The following is an 18,767-nucleotide window of genomic DNA, read 5'->3' on the forward strand; positions in this document are numbered from 1 at the left end:
GCACAACGGTAGCGAACAGGTCCCGAAATGCGGATCGCCCCGCGCGGGACGGGCGCGGGGCGATCGTTCCGACTCCGGACGGCCGACGGCTACTCGCCGACGAATACCTCTGCCTTCTCGCGCGCTCGGCCACCGAGCTTCTCCATCAGTACGTAGCCGCCGCACACCAAAACCGCCCACACCGCGCCGACGACGATCGCGGTGCGGCCGCTCTCGGTCCAGAACAGCAGCACCACGACCAGACCGAGGAAGGCGAGCGCCACGATCGAGGTCACCGGCGCGCCGGGCAGGCGGTAGTCGCTGGCGGGCAGCAGGCCGCGAGCGACCTTGGCGCGGTAGATCAGATGGCAGACCAGGATCATGCCCCAGACGAAGATGATGCCGATGGTCGAGACGGAGGTGATGTAGGCGAACGCCTTGTCCGGCGAGATCACGTTCACCACCACGCCGATGACCATCGCCGCGGCCGAGGCGGTGATGCCGGCGTAGGGCACCGAGCGTCCGCTCAGCTCGCTGAACCGCGCGGGCGCCTCCTGCCGCAGCGAGAGGCTGCGCAGCATGCGGCCGGTGGAGTAGATCCCGGAGTTGCACGACGAGAGCGCCGCGGTGAGCAGCACGAAGTTGATGATGCCCGCGGCGGCCGGGATGCCGATCTGCTCGAACACCTCGACGAACGGGCTTTTGCCCGCGTGGAAGGACCGCCAGCTCGCCACCGACATGATGACCAGCAGCGCGCCGACATAGAACAGGCCGATGCGGAAGGGCAGGGTGTTGATCGCCTTGCGCAGCGTGGTGCGCGGGTCACGCGCCTCGCCGGCGGTCACGCCGACCAACTCGACGCCGACGTAGGCGAACAGCACGATCTGCAACACGAGCAGGGACTGGCCGAAACCGTTCGGGAAGACGCCGCCGTCGGCCCACAGGTTGGTCACCGTGGGGTCGGCCGCGTGGCCGATGCCGAAGACCAGCACGCCGATGCCGATGGCGATCATCGCCAGGATCGCGGTGACCTTGATGGCGGAGAACCAGAACTCGCCCTCGCCGAACAGCCGCACCGAGATCATGTTGGCCGCGAACATCACCGCGAGCACCACCAGCGCGGTGATCCACGGTTCGATGTCGAACCAGTACTGCACGTACTTGCCCGCGACGGTGATCTCGGCCATGCAGGTCGCGACCCACACCGCCCAGTAGGTCCAGCCCGTCACGAATCCGGCGAAGCGGCCGAGGAACTCGTGCGCGTATTCGGCGAAGCTGCCCGAGATCGGGCGGTAGGTGAGCAGCTCGCCGAGCGCGCGCATGATCACGAAGATCGCCAGGCCCGCGGCCAGATAGGCCAGGATCAGCGCCGGCCCCGCCTGTTCGATGGCGCCGCCCGCGCCGTAGAACAGGCCGGTGCCGATCGCACCGCCGATGGCGATCATCTGGATCGTGCGCGGGTTCAGGCCGCGCGAGTAGCCCTCCTCGCCCGGTCCCGCCGAGGCGGTTGGCACAGCGTCCGCTGGTAGCCGACGGTCGGAGGCTGTCATGCGTGCGGTCCTTCCCTCATCCGAAAGATCAGCACGTCACGGTACCGGCGGGCGCCGAGCCGCCGACGCGCACGGTCCGTGCGAAGTCGCTGTTGCCCGGCCGCGCATTCTCTGTCACCATCGATGTCATCAATGATGACAACAGCGGTGACGAGAGTCGGGCCATGCCGGACAACAGCGCTCGACCGACCCGGCTGACCAGGGATCGCATCGTGGCGGCGGCGGTGCGGATCGCGGCGCGCGGTCGTCCCGACGGGCTCACCGGCCGCGCGCTCGGCGAGGAACTCGGCGTCGACCGCTCCGCCGTGTGGCGGCACTTCGCGGACAAGGACGCGCTGCTGCGCGCCGTCGGCGACCGGCTGCTGACCCTCGCCCACGAACAGGTGCCCGCCGGGCTGGATCCGAAGGCGCGGCTGGAGGCGCTGGCCAGGGCGGTCGTGCGGGTCTTCGTCGGTCACCCGTACGTCGGCTCGGCGATCGCCTCGCGCACGACAAGGGGTCCCGGCGAGTTCGCGGTGGTCGACATGATGCTCACCGCTTTGGCCGAGCTCGGCCTCTCCCCCGACGATGTGGTCCGCTACCAGCGCATGCTCGCCGTGAGCGTCTTGTCCTACGCCGGTGTCAGCGCGGGTTACGCGGTGTTGCCGCAGAAAGTCCGTGATGCCGATGAAAGGGCTTGGACACGTGAGTATTTCGCCGCCGACGCCGAAGAGTATCCCGGCATCGCCGAATACTCCGGGCGGCTGGCCGCCGTCGGGCCGGACGCGGTGCTGGACACCATGATCGAGGCATTCTGGACCGCGGTCGACGCGCGCACCCTGTCGAACACCAACGAGCGGAACGATTCATGACTGACCAGCCCACCGCCTCCCGGCTGCGCCGTTACGCGCCGCGGATCGTCCTGGCCTTCGGTGTGACCGTTGCCGTGGCGATCGGCGCCGTCTTCGCCGCCACGCCGCTGCTGCGCATTCCGGGACCGACCACGCTAGTGCACCTGCTGAGCGACCCCCCGTCCACGCAGGGCGGCCTGTTCGAGAGCCGGACGGTCCCGGCCGCACCGACCCCGCGGCGGTTCCCCGCCGCACCGGCGCCGCTGCCGGATACGGTGCCGTGGAAGGGTTCTCGCGTTCCGGCCGCGGAATTCCTCGCCGCCACCGGCACCAACTCGTTCCTGGTGGTACGCGATGGCAAGCTGACCACCGAGTGGTACCGCGCGGGCGTCGGGCCGACCACCAAGCAGTCCTCCTGGTCGGTGGCGAAATCCGTTGTTCCCTGCTGATCGGCCGCGCTGTCGCGGCCGGCGAGCTGCGCGAGGACGACCGGCTCGTCGACATCCTGCCCGAGCTCGCCAACGGCACCGAGTACGACACCATCACCATCCGTCAGCTGCTGGACATGGCCTCGGGCGTGGACGTCTCCGAGAACTACAACCCGTACTGGCCGCTCACCGGCACGGCACGCATGTACCTCACCGAGGACCTGGCCGGTTTCGTCGGCGACCATCGCGACCTGCGGTTCGCGCCCGGCAGCCGCGGCGATTACCGCAGCGTGGACACTCAGCTGCTCGGCATGGCGCTCGCCAGGGTGGCAGGCAAACCGCTCGGTGAACTTCTCGCGCAGGAGATCTGGGCTCCCATCGGCGCCGAGGACGACGCGCTGTGGAACCTCGACCGGGCGGGCGGACAGGAGAAGGCGTTCTGCTGCCTCAACGCCACCGCCCGCGATTTCGCCAAGATCGGTCAGCTGGTGCTCGACGGCGGCCGGGTCGGCACGACCGAGGTGATCCCGCCCGCGTGGATCGAGCGGATCTCCACTCCTTCGCCGCTGCCGGTCATCGACTGGGGTTACGGCGCGCAATGGTGGCATCCGACGGGCGCCGAACCCGACCTCATGGCCATCGGCGTCTACGGCCAGTACATCTACGTCGACCCGCCGAGCCGCACCGTCGTCGTCAAGCTCAGTGACCACGGCACCACCCAGGACGAAGCGGAGACGATCGCGGTCTTCCGCGCACTCGCCGACGCGGGCTGACGCGCGGGAAATATGTCGATGACGCAGGGCGTTGCATCGGTGGCCGTCTGCCCTGAAGGAGCCGCATGATCGACGTCCCGCTGTCCGTTCTCGATCTCGCGCCTGTGCAGACCGGCGCGAGCCCCAGTGCGGCGCTCGCCGCCACCACGGAACTGGCACGGCGGACCGAGGCGCTGGGCTATCGACGGTTCTGGGTGGCCGAGCACCACAACATGCCGGGCATCGCCAGCTCGTCGCCGAGCGTGGTCATCGCGCACCTGGCGGCGGCGACCACGACGATCCGGGTGGGTTCGGGCGGTGTCATGTTGCCCAACCACGCGCCCCTGGTGGTGGCCGAGCAGTTCGGCACCCTCGACGCGCTGCATCCCGGCCGGATCGATCTCGGCATCGGCCGCGCGCCCGGTACCGACCAGGCCACCGCCCTGGCGCTGCGGCGCACCAGTGAGGGACTTTCGGCGGAATCGTTCCCCAGCGAGCTGGCCGATCTGCTGCGGTACTTCCGCGGCGCGGGACCCGGCGGCATCACCGCGACGCCTGGCCGCGGCGCGGAACCGGAGATCTGGTTGCTCGGTTCCAGCGGGTACAGCGCGCAGGTCGCGGCGGTGCTCGGGGTGCGTTTCGCCTTCGCCCACCACATCAGCCCGACCAATACCGAGGCCGCACTCGAGTTGTACCGCAACAGCTTCCGGCCCTCCGACCGTCTCGAGCAGCCGTACGCCATGGTGGCCTTCTCGGCGATCTGCGCCGATACCGACGAACGCGCCGACGCCATGGCGCGTCCGCGCGATCTCGCGTTCCTGTCCCTGATGTCCGGGCGGCCGCGGGCCTTGCCGACTCCGGAGGAGGCCGCGGCCTTCCGGCCCTCCGAGCGGGAGCGCCACTTCATCGAACAGCGCCGCGTCGGCCAGGTGATGGGATCGCCGGAGACGGTGCGCGGTCAGCTCGACGACTTGCTGCGGCGCACCGAAGCCGACGAGCTGATGCTCAACACCCTCGTCTACGACATCGAGGATCGCGCCCGATCCTTCGAGCTGATCGCCAAAGTCGCGGCCGCGTAAGGTATTTCAGTACAACGGAAAACCGTGACCGGCCAGCGACTCGCGCAGCCGGTCGCGGCCGTTCAAGCTCCGGGCCGAGGCAAGACGGTCCAGCACGCGCTCGGTCCAGGAGTGGGTGAGCCCCTGCTCGGCGTAGAACTCGGCGATCCGTTCCTCGTAGCGCGCGACGTGCTCACGCTGATCCGACAGCTCGTAGGTTTCGTGGTGCAACACCGCCGCCTGCGGCAACCGCGGCTTCACCGCGGCCTGCTCGGCCGGGTCCGGATGGCCGACCACCAAGCCGAACACCGCGAAAACCTGTGGCGGCAGGCGCAATTCGGCGGCGACCTGTTCGGGCTTGTTGCGCAGCGCGCCGATGTAGACGGTGCCGAGCCCGAGCGATTCCGCCGCGACGACAGCGTTCTGCGCGGCGAGCGCGGCATCGATGAAACCGACGTAGCTGGACTCGAGATAGTCCGCGCCGTCCAGCGGCGCGCCCCGATCGTCGGCCAGCTGACGCAGCCTGGCGAAGTCGGCGGTCCACACCAGCAGCACCGGCGCCTGCTCGATGTGCGCCTGGCCGCCCGCCAGCGCGGCAAGGCGAGCCTTGCGCGCCTCGTCACGGACCGCGATCACGCTCCACACCTGGAGGTTGGACGATGTCGGCGCGGATTGCGCGGCGGAGATCAGCAGCCGCAGCGTGTCGTCGGACACCGGATCGGGCAGGTAGCGGCGCACCGACCGATGTTCGTGCAGCACCCGCAGGACCGGGTTCCAGTGGGCGGGTTCGACCGGCGCCGCGTCGCGGTAACGCTGGCGCAGAGCATCGGTCGGGGTCGGCGCGATCTGGGTCATGCCCTCATCTTGGCGGCCGACCGGCCACGCGTCTGCGGTAACCCTCACGGTGAGCCGAACGGCGCCCCGGCACACCGCGAGGGTACGGTTGGTAAGGCATACCTAAATTACTTACTCTCCGGGAGGTTCCCTTGGCACGCCCCCGCACTACCCTCACCGTGTTGCGCACCGAATGGCTGACTCCGCACCTGGTCCGCGTCCACTTCGGCGGGCCGGGCTTCGCCGCGTTCCAGCCCAGCGAGTTCACCGATTCCTACGTCAAGTTCATCTTCCCGCGCGACGGCGTCGAGGTGCTGCGCACCTACACCGTCCGCTCGGTGGATGTCGAGGCCGGAGTGCTCGTCGCGGACTTCGTCTTCCACGGTTCCGAGGGCATCGCGGGACCCTGGGCGGCCTCGGTGCAGCCTGGCGAGACCATCGACGCGTACGGCCCGGGTGGCGCGTACTCGCCGCGCGCCGACGCGGACTGGCACCTGCTCGCCGGTGACGAGGCGGCGCTGCCCGCGATCGCGGCCGCGCTGGAGGCGATGCCCGACGACGCTGTCGGTCACGCCTTCGTCGAGGTGCCGGGACCGGACGACGAGCTGAAACTGGACAAGCCCGCGGGCGTCGAACTCGCCTGGCTGCACCGCGGCGCGCGGCCCGCGGGCGAACTGCTCGCCGAGACGGTGCGGGCCACGCCGTGGCGGGACGGCCGGGTCCAGGTGTTCATCCACGGTGAGGCGCAGGCGGTGATGCACGACCTGCGCCGCTACATCCGCAGAGAACGACAGGTGCCCGCGGAATGGGCCGCGTCGATCTCCGGCTACTGGCGCCGCGGCCGCACCGAGGAGGGTTTCCGCGAGTGGAAGGCCGACCTGGCCGCGAAGGAACCGGTCGGCTAGGCGGCGGTCAATCGCCCCAGCCGCTGGTGGCCAGGATGGCGTCCCAGGTCAGGTAGGGCAGCTCCGGATGACGCTGGCGGAGAATGTCGCCGGGCAGCGAACCGGGCGGCGCCTTGCGCGGATTCGCCAGCGCCTGGGTTTCGACGGAGTCGGCGAGTGCCCGGCTGCCACCCAGCCGGGGATAGCGCGCGTGCACCAGGTCGGCGTAGCCGGGCGGCAGGTCGGCCGGGCTGCCGCCGATGTCGAGACCGATGCCCTGCACCGCGATCCAGATCTCCGGCGGACGGCGGCGGCGGTAGACGGGCGAATCGCTGAGACCCGACGTGTGCGCGGCGATCGCGTCCCAGACGACGTCGACCCGGTCGTCGGTGACGCCGTTGTCCTCCAGGAAGCGGGCGGCGTAGTCGGCGCCGTCGACCTCGAAACGCTGGTCGCCGTTGGCTGTCTCGCCGAGGCCGATGTCGTGCAGCGCGCAGATCAGATACATCAGCTCGTCGTCGTAACCGGATCCGGGCGCGAGACCGTGCTGGGCCGCGACAGCGCGAGCGAACAGGAAGCCCCGCACGCTGTGGTTGCGCAGGTGCGGCGCAAGCTCGCGGTCGATCAGTTCGGTGGCCTTGCCCGCCAGCGGCGTGGAGGGCAGGGCGAGCGGATCCGCCTGCGCCAGCGCGTGATCGGCGGACCACGCGAATGCGACGGCCGCCGAAGTGGCGCCGAGGGCGGTGCGACGTGATATGGACATGGGTCTCCCCTCGTTCGATAAAATACGCCGTCGCGCCGCGGGATACGGCGCGCGGATGGGAATTCAGCGCGCTGCCGCGCGGAATCTGTTGCGGTAGTCGGTCGGCGTGACGCCGAGCCGTTTGAGGAAGGTGCGCCGCATGGTCTCCTCGGAGCCGAGACCGCTGCGGCGGGCGACGGTCGCCACGCCCTCGTCGCCCGCCTCCAGCAGGCGCTGGGCCGTCTCGATCCGGGCGCGCTCCACGTACTGGGCCGGGGTCATACCGATTTCCTTGCGGAACAACCTGGTCAGGTGGCGTTCGCTCACCGCAGCGCGTGCCGCGAGCGCGGAAAGGCTGTGATCGGCAGCGGGATCGGCGACGACGGAATCCACCGCCGCGCGCAGGCCGCCCGCTCGCGGCGTCGCGATGCCGGTGTGCAGGCTGAACTGTGACTGGCCGCCGGGACGGCGCAGGAAGACCACGAGGTGTTTGGCGATCGAGCGCGCGGCCTCGGGCCCGTGATCCTCTTCGACCAGCGCCAGTGCCATGTCGATGCCCGCGCTCACGCCCGCGGAGGTGACGATCAGGCCGTCGCGCACGTAGATCGCGTCCGGTTGCACGGCGACGCGCGGAAATCGTTGCGCCAGTTCGTCGCACGCCAGCCAGTGCGTGGTCGCCCGCCGTCCGTCCAGTAGACCTGCCTCGGCGAGCACGAAAGCGCCGGTGCACACCGACGCCACGCGGCGCGCGCTCGTCGCGGCCGCGCCGACCGCTCGCACCAGGTCCGGCGGCAGTGGAGCGCCGACCGCGTAGCCGGGCACGAGCAGGGTGTCGGCGCGAGGGGCGAGTTCGTCGATCGAGCCCTCTACTCCGAGCGGCGCACCGACATCGGTGCGCACCGGCGCGCCGTCCGGCGAGGCGAATCGGATGCGATGGCCCGCCCAGTGCAGGACCTGCACGGGTCCGGCGACGTCGAGCAGCAGCACGCCCTCCGCGATCGCCACCACCACGTCGCCCCGGTCCTGTTCCATACAGCCAGTCTGGGGCGGGACGTGCGTGTCCACAAGGACACGCAACCCTCGGATCCGGACCTGGGCGGGGCGTTTGCTTTCGGCGGCCGCGTATCGAACCGGCATAGGCCGAACCCCGCCGCGCGGAAGCGGTTCGACCGGCCTGCGCTCAGCGATCCACGGCCGCGGGTTCACCTGCCGTGCTCTGCGCGGGGCGGTGGACGGTATGGAAGCCGGGGAGGTGGCGATCGACGGCGGGGATCATGAGCTGGATCAGCGGGCCGATGCCGAAGGCGTATACGAGGGTGCCGATGCCGACGCTGCCGCCGAGGAGCCAGCCGGTCGCGAGGACGGTAACCTCGATGGTGGTGCGGATCGATCGGACGGACCAGCCGGTGCGGCGAACCAGGCCAGTCATCAGGCCATCGCGCGGGCCTGGACCCATGCCCGCGCCGATGTAGAGGACGGTGGCGGCGGCGTTGAGCACGACGGCCGCGAGCATCGCGGCGATCCGCACCGGCAGTGATTCCCACGTCGGCAGCAGCCACAACCCGGCGTCCACCGACAGCCCTATGACCACGATATTGCTGACCGTGCCCAGTCCGGGGCGCTGCCGCAACGGAATCCAGGCGAGCAGAACCACCGCGCCGGTCACGGCGGTCACCGCGCCGAAGCTGAGCGGCACGTGATTGGCGACGCCCTGGTGGAAGACGTCCCACGGGTCGAGCCCCAGCCCGGCGCGCACCATCACCGCCATGGAGAACCCGTACATCCACAACCCGCTGTAGAGCGCGACCAACCGCCGAAGAAGCATTCGCCCAGCATGACGACCACTGGCCTGGAACAACAGAGCCAGTGGCGCACAACTGGCCCACCTTCCGGGCTCGTCTCCTCGGAGCCGAGCCCGGATCGAAACGCACGCCGATGATCGTTGGCGTCAGTCGCTAGGGCGTTGTCGTGGTGTCGGAAGTCGCGGCCGGAAGATGTTGTGCGCACACCGCTTCGACGAACTCGCCGACCGTTTGATCGGGCATGCGACGTGCCAGATCGGCTTCGGTGATGATGCCGACGAGGCGTCCGCGCTCGGTCACCGGCAGCCGCCGGATCTGGTAACGCTCCATGAGTGCGAGCGCGTCGCCGATATCCGCACCCGCGTCGATGGTGTGCAGTTCTTCCGCGCCTTGAGCCAGCTCACCGGCCGTCGTCGTCTTCGGAGTACGGCCGTGAGCTATGCACTTGACGACGATGTCACGATCGGTGACTATGCCGACCGGACGACCTTCCCCATCACAGATCGGCAGCGCGCCCACATCCAGTTGGTGCATCCGCTGAGCCGCGGTCTGCATGGTGTCGCGCACGTTGAGACAGGCCACGTCGGAGTGCATGATCATCTGTGCGGTCGTCATCGCAGGTCTCCCTTCTATGCCTCGTACAGGCAGGCAGTCCGCGGTCGCGGTGCCCGCGCCCTCGATGGGCATACCCCGGATTCGGCTGCTCACCGGTCGCGGACGACGATCGACGCGGCTGCGTCCGAACCCAGCAAGACGTTGCCAACACGGCCGCCGCCGACTCAGTGGCGGCGTCCCACCGGTTCACCGGCAGCGACGAGCCGCCGGTTTCACTCCAGGCGTATAGGGCGACGCGCTCCAGCTAGCGGCGGGCAGCTTCCCCGAAGAAGACACGGCACCGACCGAGCCGAGCTACCCGCGCTGAAACGCGCCGTTCGCTCCCCTCCCAGCGGCGGCCCCGGCCCGCACGGGCTCGACGACCACCTTCGCGTCGACCCGCGAGGCGACTCCGTGCCGCTCCGCGATTCGGCGAGCACCATCGGGTGCTGTTGCCCATGGGTCGCCAGCGAGCGGTCCAGCGGCAGCGGCATGGGCCTCGCTGTCGGTGGGGACGGGAGGCCCTGTGCTCTCGGATATCGGCTAGGCCGGGGCGGCGGCCCAGCTGTCGGGACCGAAGACCTCGTAGTGGATGTTCTGCGCCGCTACGCCCTTGCCCAGGAGCGCTTCGCGCATGCCGAGCATGAAAGGCAGTGGCCCGCAAAGGTATACGTGGGTGCCTTCGGCGATGGTGATCTCTGCGAGGTCGGCGCGGCCTTCCCGCAGCCCGTTCTCGGGGCGGCGGGCGCCGAGGTCCTCGTACCAGCGGTGCATGACCGCCAGTGGCAGCCGGTCGACGAGCTCGGCAAGCTCGGCGCGGTGGGCGTGGCTGGCGGGCGCGCGATCGGCATGGATCACCGAGATCGAGCGCGGGTCGGCGGTCTCGGCGAGGTGGCTGAGCATGCCCATCATCGGGGTGCATCCGATACCGGCGGAGATCAGCAGCAGCGGCGCGTCGTCGTCTTGCAGGACCAGATCACCGAACGGGGTGGTGACATCGAGGACGTCGCCTTCGAACACGTTGCGATACAAGAAGTTCGACACTTCCCCGGCCGGGGCGATCGCACCATCGGGCAGCAGGTGGGCATCGACCCGCTTGACGGTGATGCGCCAATCCCCACTCGCGGGCGCCGAGGACAAACTGTATTGCCGGATCTGGCGGGCACCGTCTTCCAGATACACGCCCACCGAAAGGTACTGCCCCGGCGAAAACGACGGCAGCGGCGCGCCGTCGAGCGAGGTGAGCACAAAGGAGACCGCGTCGCCCGACTCGTGGCGACGCTCGCGCACACGCACCTGCCGCCACACCTGCCCGTCGGCGACACCCGCGGCCCGATACAGCCCGGCTTCCATCGCGATCAACGTCTCGGCCATCAACCAGTACAGCTCGTCCCATGCCGCGACGACCTCGGCGGTCACGGCCTCACCGAGAACCTCGGCGATCGCCTGGAACAGGTAGGTGTGCACGATCTGGTACTGGGCAGGTTCGACGCCCAGCGAGGCGTGCTTGTTCGCGATCCGCGACAAGATCAGGTCGACGCGTTCCTGATCGGGTTCCAGTTGCAGCGCGGCGAAGGCCGCGATGGCGCCGGCGAGCGCCTTCTGCTGCCCGCCTTGGCTCTGGTTGCCCCGATTGAACAGGTCGCGTTCGAGTTCAGGATGAGCGGCGAACATCCTGCGGTAGAACAGCGTCGTGATGTCGTCGATCCCCGCACCCACCGCAGGTAGCGTGGCGCGGATGATCTCCGTCGCGGTCGCCGAGAGCATGTCATTCTCCATTCGTTGCAGAAATCGCTGAGCTCGTCTCCCCTACCCGAGGTAGAGCGAGAAGTACTGTGCGCGTGGGGGTTCGGGTGAGGTCCTCGATGGTGAGAGTGTCCAGGGACTCGAAGAAGGCCTCCTGAGCACGACGCAATGCCGAACGCAGCAGGCAGCCCGCGCGCAGCGGGCACGGATTGACTCCGTCGCATTCGACGACTTCGCCCTCGCCTTCGAGGCGGCGCACCAGCCAGCCGACCGAGGCGGTGCGCCCGAGTTCGGTGATCGCCAGACCCCCGCTGCGCCCGCGGCGCGCGTCCACGACGCCGAGTTCGCCGAGCCGGGTGATCACTTTCGCCACGTGGGCGTAGGAAACCGCCAGCTGGTCGGCGATCTCCCGGCTACCCGGACGTTCACCCTCGCCGACCACCGCAAGCCGCATGACGACCCGCAGTCCGAGGTCGGTGAACCGGGTGAGTTGCATGCCCCGAAACTACGATAATTCTCATCTGGGATACCAATTTTGTGAGCGGGATAACCAGGACGTCGCGGCTCGAGCGCCGCCGCGTGGGCGGGCGAGCGCCGGGCGGTAGCGTCGGGAGGATGAGCAGCCTGGAGGTGGCAGTCGTCGGATACGGCCTGGCCGGTGCGGTGTTCCATGCGCCGCTGATCGCCGCGGAACCGCGGATGCGGGTGGCGGCGGTGGTCACCGGGTCGGCGGAGCGCGCCGAGCAGGCCCGTCGCGCGCACGACGGGGTGCGGGTCTTCCCCGACGCCGACGCGCTGTTCGAGGACATCCGCGGCATCGACTTGGTGGTCGTCGCGACGCCCAACCGCACCCACGCACCGCTGGCCGCGCGTGCGTTGGACGCGGGGATCCCGGTGGTGGTGGACAAGCCGTTCGCCGTCACCGTCGGCGAGGCCGAGGAGGTGGTGGCGCACGCCGAACGAGCGGGCGTCGCGCTGTCGGTCTTCCAGAATCGGCGCTGGGACGGTGATTTTCGGACGGTCCGCGAGCTGGTCGAGAGCGGCAGGCTCGGTGCGGTGCGGCGCTTCGAGTCCCGGTTCGAGCGGTGGCGTCCGGTGCCGAAGGGCGGCTGGCGCGAGGTCGGCAGCGCCGCCGACGGCGCGGGACTGCTCTTCGATCTCGGCAGTCACCTGGTCGATCAGGCGTTGACGCTGTTCGGCCCGGTCCGCTCGGTGTACGGGGAGGTGGACCGTCGGCGCCCCGGCATCCAGACCGACGACGACGTCTTCCTCGCGCTGACCCACGAGAACGGTGTCCGCTCGCACCTGTGGATGAGCGCGGTGGCGCCTCGGCTCGGTCCACGCTTCCGGGTGCTCGGCGCGGACGCCGGATACGTCACCTACGGCCTGGACCCGCAGGAAGACGCGTTGCGCGCGGGTCGCGATCCGCGCGAAGACGACTGGGGGACAGTGGAATCCGCACGGTGGGGATTGCTCGGCGCCGAACCGGATCTTTCACCGCACCCGACGCTCGCGGGCGACTACCCGGCCTTCTACGCCGAGATGGCCGCCGCGATCCTGGACGGCGCGCCGGTCCCGGTCGACCCGCGCGACGCCGTCGCGGCGCTCCGGGTGCTCGCGGCGGCCCGCCGATCGGCCGAGTCGGGGACCACGCAACTCGTCTGAACACCGCCCGGATGGATTCGTCCCCGGTGCGGTTACGGCGCGCGACCGATAGGGTGCGGCGGTGAACACCGCCGAACTGGTCGACCGCGGCGCCTCCATCGCGGATCGGCTCACCACCACGCAGACCCCACCACCTTGGCAATTGGTCGTCGTCACGGGGGTGGCGGCGCTGGTGCTCGTCGGCTACGGACCGCTGTGGCGAATCACCCGCAACGTCGTGACCATCGCGCACGAGGGCGGGCACGCGTTCACCGCGCTGCTCACCGGCCGCAGGCTCAACAGCATCACGCTGCACTCCGACACCTCGGGGCTGACCGTCTCCAGCGGAAAACCCTACGGCCCCGGCATGATTCTCACCGCCATGGCGGGCTACCCCGCGCCGCCGCTGCTCGGACTGGGTTTCGCGGCGCTGCTCGGCGCGGATCGCATCACGCTGATGCTGTGGACGTCCATCGCGCTGCTCGCCGCCGTGCTGATCAAGGTCCGCAACATCTACGGGCTTTTCACGGTCGTCGTGGTGGGCGCGACGGTGTTCGCGGTGTCCTGGTTCGGCACCGATACGGTGCAGGCCGCGTTCGCCTATCTCGCCGCGTGGTTCCTGCTGCTCGCCGGTCTGCGTCCGGTCATCGAGATGCAGCGCGGGCGGGTGCACCGCTGGCGACAGCCGGGGAACGTCGACTCCGACGCCGATCAGCTGGCCCGGCTGACCCACCTTCCCGGGCTGCTGTGGGTGTTGTTCTTCGGACTGGTCGCGGTCGCCGCGCTGATCGTCGGCGGTGGGCTGATGTTGTCGGACGCGACGGGGATCTGTCTGCCGGTGGTGTCGGGCGAGTGCGCGCCGCCCGGCGTGCGCTAGGAGCGGCAGCTGTCCAGGACCGCGATCGTCTCCCGGACCAGGTCCGCGGGCGCGCGGGTCGCGTCGACGACGATGCCGCGCTCGTCGGCGCCGAGCGGTTCCAAGGCGGCGAGCTGGGAGTCGAGCAGGCTCGGCGGCATGAAATGGTCTCGGCGCGTGGACATCCGGCGGGCCAGCTCCTCGCGGGTCGCCGTCAGGTGCAGGAACAGGACATCGGGCGCGGCCGTCCGCAACCGATCCCGATAGCCGCGCTTCAGTGCCGAGCAGCTGACTACGCCGCCCCGGCCCGACTGCTCGGCCAGCCAGGCGGCGATGCGGTCCAGCCAGGGGGCGCGGTCGGCGTCGGTGAGCGGTTCGCCGGCTGTCATCTTGGCGACGTTGGCGGGCGGATGGAAGTCGTCGCCCTCGGCGAACACGACCCGCAACGCGTGCGCGAGCCTGTCGCCGACGGTCGACTTACCGGATCCGGAGACGCCCATGACGACGACGCGCGGGGCTGGGGCTTCGGTCACGGATGTCCTCCTCGACGACGCGGCGGCTCGCAGCCGACCCTAGTGGCATCGGCCACTCCCGGGGGTCCGCGGTTCGAGGCGGGCATATACCTCGGGCACGATGGATGTCATGAAACTGCGCATCTTCACCGAGCCGCAGCAGGGCGCGGACTACGACACCCTGCTGAACGTCGCGAAAGCCGCGGAGGACTTGGAGTTCGACGCGTTCTTCCGCTCCGACCACTACCTGGCGATGGGCGACTCCGACGGTCTGCCCGGTCCCACCGACGCCTGGATCACGCTCGCCGGTCTCGCCAGGGAGACGCGCCGGATCCGCCTCGGCACGCTGGTCACCGCGGCCACCTTCCGGCTGCCCGGCCCGCTCGCGATCCAGGTCGCGCAGGTCGATCAGATGTCCGGCGGGCGGGTCGAGCTCGGGCTCGGCAGCGGCTGGTTCGCCGAGGAACACGCCGCCTACGGCATCCCGTTCCCGTCGGACAAGTTCGCGCGCTTCGAGGAACAGCTCGCGATCGTCACCGGGCTCTGGGCGACCAAGCCCGGCGACACCTTCAGCTTCGCGGGCAAGCACTACCAGCTCACCGACTCCCCCGCGCTGCCCAAGCCGGTGCAGGATCCGGTGCCGGTGCTCATCGGCGGCCACGGCGCCACCCGCACGCCGCGGCTGGCGGCCCAGTACGCGAGCGAGTTCAACATGCCGTTCGCCTCGCTGGAGGACAGCGCCCGCCAGTTCGAGCGGGTCCGCGCCGCGGCGGAGGCCTACGGGCGGCGCGCCGACGACCTGGTGTACTCCAACGCGCTGGTGGTCTGCGTCGGCGAGAGCGACGCCGAGGTGGCCCGTCGTGCCGCGGCCATCGGCCGCGAGGTCGAGGAGCTGAAGACCAACGGTCTCGCGGGCTCGCCCGACGAGGTGGTCGACAAGATCGGCCGCTACGCCGAGATCGGCGCGGGCCGTATCTATCTGCAGATCCTGGATCTCGACGATCTTGGGCACCTGGAACTGATCGCGGACAAGGTCAAGTCCCAGCTCTGACGCACGCGCGGCGCGGCTGCCCGTCGAAATGGGGTCGCCGCGCCGTTCGGTTTCGCCGGGCGGCGGTCGGTAGCCTTTCGATGTTCGACCGTTCGAAGGGAACCGACTTCGCGATGCAACCGCTCGGCATGGACGATCCGCGACGGATCGGCGACTACCGGCTCCTCGGCGTGCTCGGCGCGGGCGGAATGGGCCGGGTCTATCTCGGGCGCAACGCGGGCGGACGCACCGTCGCGGTGAAGGTGATCCGCCCGGATCTGGTGGGCGGCAACGAATTCCGCACCAGGTTCCGGCGCGAGGTCGCGGCGGCGCGGCGGGTCGGCGGCCAGTTCACCGCACCGGTGCTCGACGCCGACGTGGACGCCGACCCGCCCTGGCTGGCGACCGGCTACGTCGCGGGGTTCGCGCTCTCGGAGGCGGTGGAACGGTTCGGCACTTTCGCCGAGCCCACCCTGCTGGTGCTTGCCCGCGGCCTGGCCGAGGCGCTGATCGCGGTGCACGAGGCCGGGGTGGTGCATCGCGATCTGAAGCCTTCCAACGTGCTGCTCGCCGTGGACGGACCGAAGGTGATCGATTTCGGGATCGCGCGCGCCGTCGAGGACACCGCGCTCACCACGACCGGAAAGGTCATCGGCTCACCGGGTTTCATGTGTCCGGAGCAGGTGACCGGTGAACCGGTCGGTCCGCCGGGCGACGTTTTCGCGCTCGGCGGCGTGCTGGCGTTCGCCGCCGCCGGACACGGGCCGTTCGGCACGGGCGACACGATGCAGATGCTGTGGCGCATCATGTACGAGGATCCGCGCTTGGACGCCGTGCCCGACCGGCTGCGGCCGCTCGTCGCCTCCTGCCTCGCGAAGGAACCCGCCACCCGGCCGACGCCGCGGCAGCTGCTGGACGAGTTGACCACGCTCGGTGTGCCGGAGCGGGCCGGGTGGTTGCCTCCTCCGGTGCTGGAAGAGGTGAGCGTGCGGGCGGTGCGGTTGCTCGATCTGGATTCGGGGCCGGTGGAATTGGGTGGGTGGTCGCCGACGGCGCAGTCGTCAGGAAGCGGGCAAGGTTTCGGCCGACCGGAAACGCCCGCGGCGCAGTGGCAGCATCCGGAAACGCCCGCGGCGCAGTGGCAGCGCATGGGTTCGTCCCCGCACCGCGCGCCAGTCGCCGAATCCCCGTCCCACCAAGCCTGGCAGGACGCGGCGTCGCGACCCGGGTTCGCTCCGGCGCGGAATGCCATCTCCCATCAGCAGCACACGGGAGCGAATTCGGGAGGCGCGCGAGTTCGCCGCCGAGGTCCGCTGCTGGCCGGACTGTTGGTGGTGTGCGTGGTGGTCGCGATCGGCGCGTTCGTCATCGGCACTCAGCTGCGCGGGAACTCCGACCCCGGGAGTGGCGGGACGACCACGGTCGCAGGGGGTTCCACCGAGGCAGGCGCCTCGGTGTCCAATGTGCCCACGGCATTCGTCGGCGTCTGGCGCGGCAGCGCCGCGGACGGCCTCGTCACCTTCGACATCGAATTGACCGTCAGGGAAGGCGAAGTCGGCGAGGAGGTCGCCACCTCGGCGAACACCGGCAAGGTGTCCCGGCAGCGCTGCGGGCGGATCGAGCGGCTCACCGCCGCCACCGACAGTCAGCTCACGTTCGTCGCGCGGCTCAGCGCCGACAGTCCCAACGATTGCGCCGACGACGGCTCCACCTCGACGGTGCGGCTGCAATCGGACGGTTCGCTGTCCTACAGCACGCCAGGTGTGTTCGGCGGCACCATCGCGGGCACGTTGCACAAGGGCTGACTATTCCGCCGCGGCGGGCTGTTTCGGTTAGGCTTGGCCTGCTCCATCCGACGCTTCTTTCCGATCGACCTCGGACGCCGTCGATTGCGCACGGGCGCTTGACTTTTCGAACTCCGTGCGTGTCGCGCGGACGAGTATCGGCATCGACGAAGAGCCCGGCATCGGTGAACGACCGAATATCGACGATCGACCAGCACCGGTGATCGACCCGACATCGACTATCGACCAAGCACCGACGGAGGCATGGATGAATCCGCCGAGCACGCGTGTCGTGGACCGCAATGTTCCCCTGCGCGCCTTGGTGTTCGCGCTCGCGCTCGCCGCCGCGTTGACGGCGGGCCTGCCCGCACCGCCCGCCGCGAGGGCCTCGACGCTCGACACCGCCTGCGGCACACCGCTGTCCGCCGACGCGATCGACACCATCGCCGAACTCTCCGACCCGACCGCGCTGACCGGCACATCCATGCAACAGCTTGAACAAGCGGTCGACAACCATCACCGCATCGCCGAGATCCTCGTCGAGCACCGGGACCGGCGCGGACTGCTCGCGCTGGGACTCGACATCGTCGAGCAGTCCGCCGTGATGCCGCTGCAACGCGACCCCGCCGCCTTCGACGATCGCGAGTGGGCGCACGACATCAGCCTCGACCTGCTGTCCCGCTTCCTGCGGGCCGTGCACGCCGAATTCACCGGCGCCGTGGCCGAACCGCAGTGGGCGCACTACTTCGCGCTGACCAAGCAGTGCCAACTGTCCGCGGCGCGGGTGGCGATGGCGGGCTACAACGCCCACCTCACCGTCGACCTCTCGCTCTCCGTCGCGGCGGTGCGCGGCACCCTCGCCAACGCACCCGACTACTTCCGCATCGTCGACGCGATCGCGAGCAACGGTTTCCTCATCGTCGACGCGACCAAGGCGATCTACGGCGGCGACCTCGGACCGCTCTGGCGCTTCTACTTCCTCGGCGAAGGACTCGACACCGTGCTCGGCGCGGGCGTCGCGACCGTCCCCCTCCTCCGCCTCGCCGACGCCGGCGCCAACGTCGTCATCTTCGGCAACGGCCTCGCCCTCCAAGACCCCACTCTCGCCCCCACCGTCCGCACCGAGACGGACCTCCTCTGGCGCACCGCCGACAGCGCCTTCGAAGTTCTCGCGGCCCTCGGCGGGCTCTGAATCCCTCCTCCCATCCCGAAAGTCGGCCGCGAACAGAGACTTACACACTTCACAGCGGTTGCAGCGTCTGCGGGGCGTACGAAACCGCTGTGTGGCGAAGTACGTCGGCTACCGCGACGGGGCTCTGGTCGGCGCAGGGTCCCAACGGCGAAGCGCACCGGGATCGGGGGCGAACTCGCCGACCGTCGACAGTGCCCGTCCCTCGACGAGATCCACTTCGAACGAGGCGGGTTCCGCCCCGGCCAGAATCGAAATCATCTGGCGGGCAATCTGCTTGATGGACGACTTTTCGGTGACCAGGGTCCAGCGGTCCAACGCAGGGACGTGCACGATCCATCGGGTGCCGCAGCAGTGCACCTTGACCAGGTAGCTGCGCATGAGTCCTCCTCGACCACTTGGGCGTTTCCTGTTGGATCGCATCCGTGCGGATCAGCTCACCCGGCACCTTGCTTGCACACGACGTTAGGCACCTCGCAGGCAGCGAGACCAGGAGTGTGCTCGAGTTTGCAAAATTCGGTTTTCGCTGGACATCGCGCTTCACCGGGTGGAT

Annotated in this window: 20 protein-coding genes; 10 read left to right on the plus strand and 10 right to left on the minus strand. The window is 69.7% G+C overall.

The window, feature by feature from the left end:
* Positions 1-89: 89 nt before the first annotated feature.
* Entirely contained in the window at positions 90-1,529 is a 1,440-nt protein-coding gene (locus tag FB390_RS26695) for an amino acid permease (protein WP_141811439.1), read from the minus strand.
* Between the two features lie 164 nt (positions 1,530-1,693).
* Between FB390_RS26695 and FB390_RS26700 the strand changes: the two genes are divergently transcribed.
* The 4 genes from FB390_RS26700 (at position 1,694) to FB390_RS26710 (ending at position 4,618) form a co-directional block, all read left to right on the plus strand.
* Positions 1,694-2,380, plus strand: coding sequence for a TetR/AcrR family transcriptional regulator (locus FB390_RS26700; protein ID WP_141811440.1), 687 nt, complete (start codon positions 1,694-1,696; stop codon positions 2,378-2,380).
* A complete protein-coding gene (locus FB390_RS33975) occupies positions 2,377-2,808 on the plus strand; it encodes a hypothetical protein (RefSeq protein WP_221639373.1) in 432 nt (143 codons plus the stop codon). Before FB390_RS26700 ends, FB390_RS33975 begins: the two co-directional genes overlap by 4 nt.
* Positions 2,733-3,560, plus strand: a complete 828-nt coding sequence (locus FB390_RS26705) for a serine hydrolase domain-containing protein (protein WP_221639374.1) — start codon at positions 2,733-2,735, stop codon at positions 3,558-3,560. The genes FB390_RS33975 and FB390_RS26705 overlap by 76 nt, the downstream gene beginning before the upstream one ends.
* A 65-nt stretch (positions 3,561-3,625) precedes the next feature.
* Complete coding sequence (locus FB390_RS26710) at positions 3,626-4,618, plus strand: LLM class flavin-dependent oxidoreductase (RefSeq protein WP_141811441.1); 993 nt, start codon at positions 3,626-3,628, stop codon at positions 4,616-4,618.
* 6 nt (positions 4,619-4,624) lie between these two features.
* Here the strand turns inward: FB390_RS26710 and FB390_RS26715 are convergent, their stop codons facing one another.
* Positions 4,625-5,452 carry an NADPH-dependent oxidoreductase gene (locus FB390_RS26715; RefSeq protein WP_141811442.1) on the minus strand — a complete coding sequence of 276 codons (828 nt, stop codon included), beginning with the start codon at positions 5,450-5,452 and terminating at the stop codon, positions 4,625-4,627.
* 131 nt (positions 5,453-5,583) lie between these two features.
* Between FB390_RS26715 and FB390_RS26720 the strand changes: the two genes are divergently transcribed.
* On the plus strand, positions 5,584-6,336 hold the full coding sequence (locus FB390_RS26720) for a siderophore-interacting protein (protein ID WP_141811443.1): 753 nt from the start codon (positions 5,584-5,586) through the stop codon (positions 6,334-6,336).
* A gap of 7 nt (positions 6,337-6,343) precedes the next feature.
* Here the strand turns inward: FB390_RS26720 and FB390_RS26725 are convergent, their stop codons facing one another.
* The 6 genes from FB390_RS26725 to FB390_RS26750 all read right to left on the minus strand — a co-directional run bounded on the left by FB390_RS26725 (position 6,344) and on the right by FB390_RS26750 (position 11,695).
* Entirely contained in the window at positions 6,344-7,078 is a 735-nt protein-coding gene (locus FB390_RS26725) for an HD domain-containing protein (RefSeq protein WP_141811444.1), read from the minus strand.
* 63 nt (positions 7,079-7,141) lie between these two features.
* Entirely contained in the window at positions 7,142-8,089 is a 948-nt protein-coding gene (locus tag FB390_RS26730) for a GlxA family transcriptional regulator (RefSeq protein WP_141811445.1), read from the minus strand.
* 148 nt (positions 8,090-8,237) lie between these two features.
* Entirely contained in the window at positions 8,238-8,882 is a 645-nt protein-coding gene (gene yczE, locus FB390_RS26735) for a membrane protein YczE (protein WP_141811446.1), read from the minus strand.
* A 130-nt stretch (positions 8,883-9,012) separates the two neighbouring features.
* On the minus strand, positions 9,013-9,474 hold the full coding sequence (locus FB390_RS26740) for a CBS domain-containing protein (protein ID WP_141812045.1): 462 nt from the start codon (positions 9,472-9,474) through the stop codon (positions 9,013-9,015).
* A gap of 522 nt (positions 9,475-9,996) precedes the next feature.
* A complete protein-coding gene (locus FB390_RS26745; protein WP_141811447.1) occupies positions 9,997-11,220 on the minus strand; it encodes a globin domain-containing protein in 1,224 nt (407 codons plus the stop codon).
* Between the two features lies 1 nt (position 11,221).
* Positions 11,222-11,695: an RrF2 family transcriptional regulator gene (locus FB390_RS26750; protein WP_141811448.1), complete on the minus strand. Its 474-nt coding sequence runs from the start codon at positions 11,693-11,695 to the stop codon at positions 11,222-11,224.
* A 119-nt stretch (positions 11,696-11,814) separates the two neighbouring features.
* Here FB390_RS26750 and FB390_RS26755 point away from each other — a divergent pair, with 119 nt between their 5' ends.
* Both FB390_RS26755 and FB390_RS26760 read left to right on the plus strand, forming a co-directional pair.
* Positions 11,815-12,864: a Gfo/Idh/MocA family protein gene (locus tag FB390_RS26755; RefSeq protein WP_141811449.1), complete on the plus strand. Its 1,050-nt coding sequence runs from the start codon at positions 11,815-11,817 to the stop codon at positions 12,862-12,864.
* Between the two features lie 61 nt (positions 12,865-12,925).
* Positions 12,926-13,720: a M50 family metallopeptidase gene (locus tag FB390_RS26760; RefSeq protein ID WP_141811450.1), complete on the plus strand. Its 795-nt coding sequence runs from the start codon at positions 12,926-12,928 to the stop codon at positions 13,718-13,720.
* Here the strand turns inward: FB390_RS26760 and FB390_RS26765 are convergent.
* Positions 13,717-14,199 (minus strand): gluconokinase, encoded by a 483-nt coding sequence (locus FB390_RS26765; protein WP_141812046.1) that lies wholly within the window; start codon positions 14,197-14,199, stop codon positions 13,717-13,719. The genes FB390_RS26760 and FB390_RS26765 overlap by 4 nt on opposite strands.
* Before the next feature lie 142 nt (positions 14,200-14,341).
* Here FB390_RS26765 and FB390_RS26770 point away from each other — a divergent pair, with 142 nt between their 5' ends.
* The 3 genes from FB390_RS26770 to FB390_RS26780 all read left to right on the plus strand — a co-directional run bounded on the left by FB390_RS26770 (position 14,342) and on the right by FB390_RS26780 (position 18,217).
* Complete coding sequence (locus FB390_RS26770) at positions 14,342-15,262, plus strand: LLM class F420-dependent oxidoreductase (protein WP_141811451.1); 921 nt, start codon at positions 14,342-14,344, stop codon at positions 15,260-15,262.
* An 80-nt stretch (positions 15,263-15,342) separates the two neighbouring features.
* On the plus strand, positions 15,343-17,046 hold the full coding sequence (locus tag FB390_RS26775) for a serine/threonine-protein kinase (RefSeq protein ID WP_246124219.1): 1,704 nt from the start codon (positions 15,343-15,345) through the stop codon (positions 17,044-17,046).
* 247 nt (positions 17,047-17,293) lie between these two features.
* On the plus strand, positions 17,294-18,217 hold the full coding sequence (locus tag FB390_RS26780; RefSeq protein ID WP_221639375.1) for a DUF5995 family protein: 924 nt from the start codon (positions 17,294-17,296) through the stop codon (positions 18,215-18,217).
* Positions 18,218-18,325: 108 nt separating this feature from the next.
* On the opposite strand, the gene FB390_RS26785 is transcribed toward FB390_RS26780, so the two are convergent.
* Entirely contained in the window at positions 18,326-18,595 is a 270-nt protein-coding gene (locus tag FB390_RS26785) for a hypothetical protein (RefSeq protein WP_141811452.1), read from the minus strand.
* Positions 18,596-18,767 lie beyond the last annotated feature (172 nt).

Source organism: Nocardia bhagyanarayanae, assembly GCF_006716565.1.
GTDB lineage: Bacteria > Actinomycetota > Actinomycetes > Mycobacteriales > Mycobacteriaceae > Nocardia > Nocardia bhagyanarayanae.

Bases quoted from the DNA above. Each gene is read 5' to 3' on its own strand.
- FB390_RS26740 (WP_141812045.1), bottom strand. From the start codon at position 9,474: ATGACGACCGCACAGATGATCATGCACTCCGACGTGGCCTGTCTCAAC.
- FB390_RS26730 (WP_141811445.1), bottom strand. From the start codon at position 8,089: ATGGAACAGGACCGGGGCGACGTGGTGGTGGCGATCGCGGAGGGCGTG.
- FB390_RS26750 (WP_141811448.1), bottom strand. From the start codon at position 11,695: ATGCAACTCACCCGGTTCACCGACCTCGGACTGCGGGTCGTCATGCGG.
- FB390_RS26780 (WP_221639375.1), top strand. From the start codon at position 17,294: ATGAATCCGCCGAGCACGCGTGTCGTGGACCGCAATGTTCCCCTGCGC.
- FB390_RS26755 (WP_141811449.1), top strand. From the start codon at position 11,815: ATGAGCAGCCTGGAGGTGGCAGTCGTCGGATACGGCCTGGCCGGTGCG.
- FB390_RS26775 (WP_246124219.1), top strand. From the start codon at position 15,343: ATGTTCGACCGTTCGAAGGGAACCGACTTCGCGATGCAACCGCTCGGC.
- FB390_RS26695 (WP_141811439.1), bottom strand. From the start codon at position 1,529: ATGACAGCCTCCGACCGTCGGCTACCAGCGGACGCTGTGCCAACCGCC.
- FB390_RS26770 (WP_141811451.1), top strand. From the start codon at position 14,342: ATGAAACTGCGCATCTTCACCGAGCCGCAGCAGGGCGCGGACTACGAC.
- FB390_RS26700 (WP_141811440.1), top strand. From the start codon at position 1,694: ATGCCGGACAACAGCGCTCGACCGACCCGGCTGACCAGGGATCGCATC.
- FB390_RS33975 (WP_221639373.1), top strand. From the start codon at position 2,377: ATGACTGACCAGCCCACCGCCTCCCGGCTGCGCCGTTACGCGCCGCGG.
- FB390_RS26715 (WP_141811442.1), bottom strand. From the start codon at position 5,452: ATGACCCAGATCGCGCCGACCCCGACCGATGCTCTGCGCCAGCGTTAC.
- FB390_RS26745 (WP_141811447.1), bottom strand. From the start codon at position 11,220: ATGCTCTCGGCGACCGCGACGGAGATCATCCGCGCCACGCTACCTGCG.
- FB390_RS26725 (WP_141811444.1), bottom strand. From the start codon at position 7,078: ATGTCCATATCACGTCGCACCGCCCTCGGCGCCACTTCGGCGGCCGTC.
- FB390_RS26765 (WP_141812046.1), bottom strand. From the start codon at position 14,199: ATGGGCGTCTCCGGATCCGGTAAGTCGACCGTCGGCGACAGGCTCGCG.
- FB390_RS26710 (WP_141811441.1), top strand. From the start codon at position 3,626: ATGATCGACGTCCCGCTGTCCGTTCTCGATCTCGCGCCTGTGCAGACC.
- FB390_RS26785 (WP_141811452.1), bottom strand. From the start codon at position 18,595: ATGCGCAGCTACCTGGTCAAGGTGCACTGCTGCGGCACCCGATGGATC.
- yczE (WP_141811446.1), bottom strand. From the start codon at position 8,882: ATGCTTCTTCGGCGGTTGGTCGCGCTCTACAGCGGGTTGTGGATGTAC.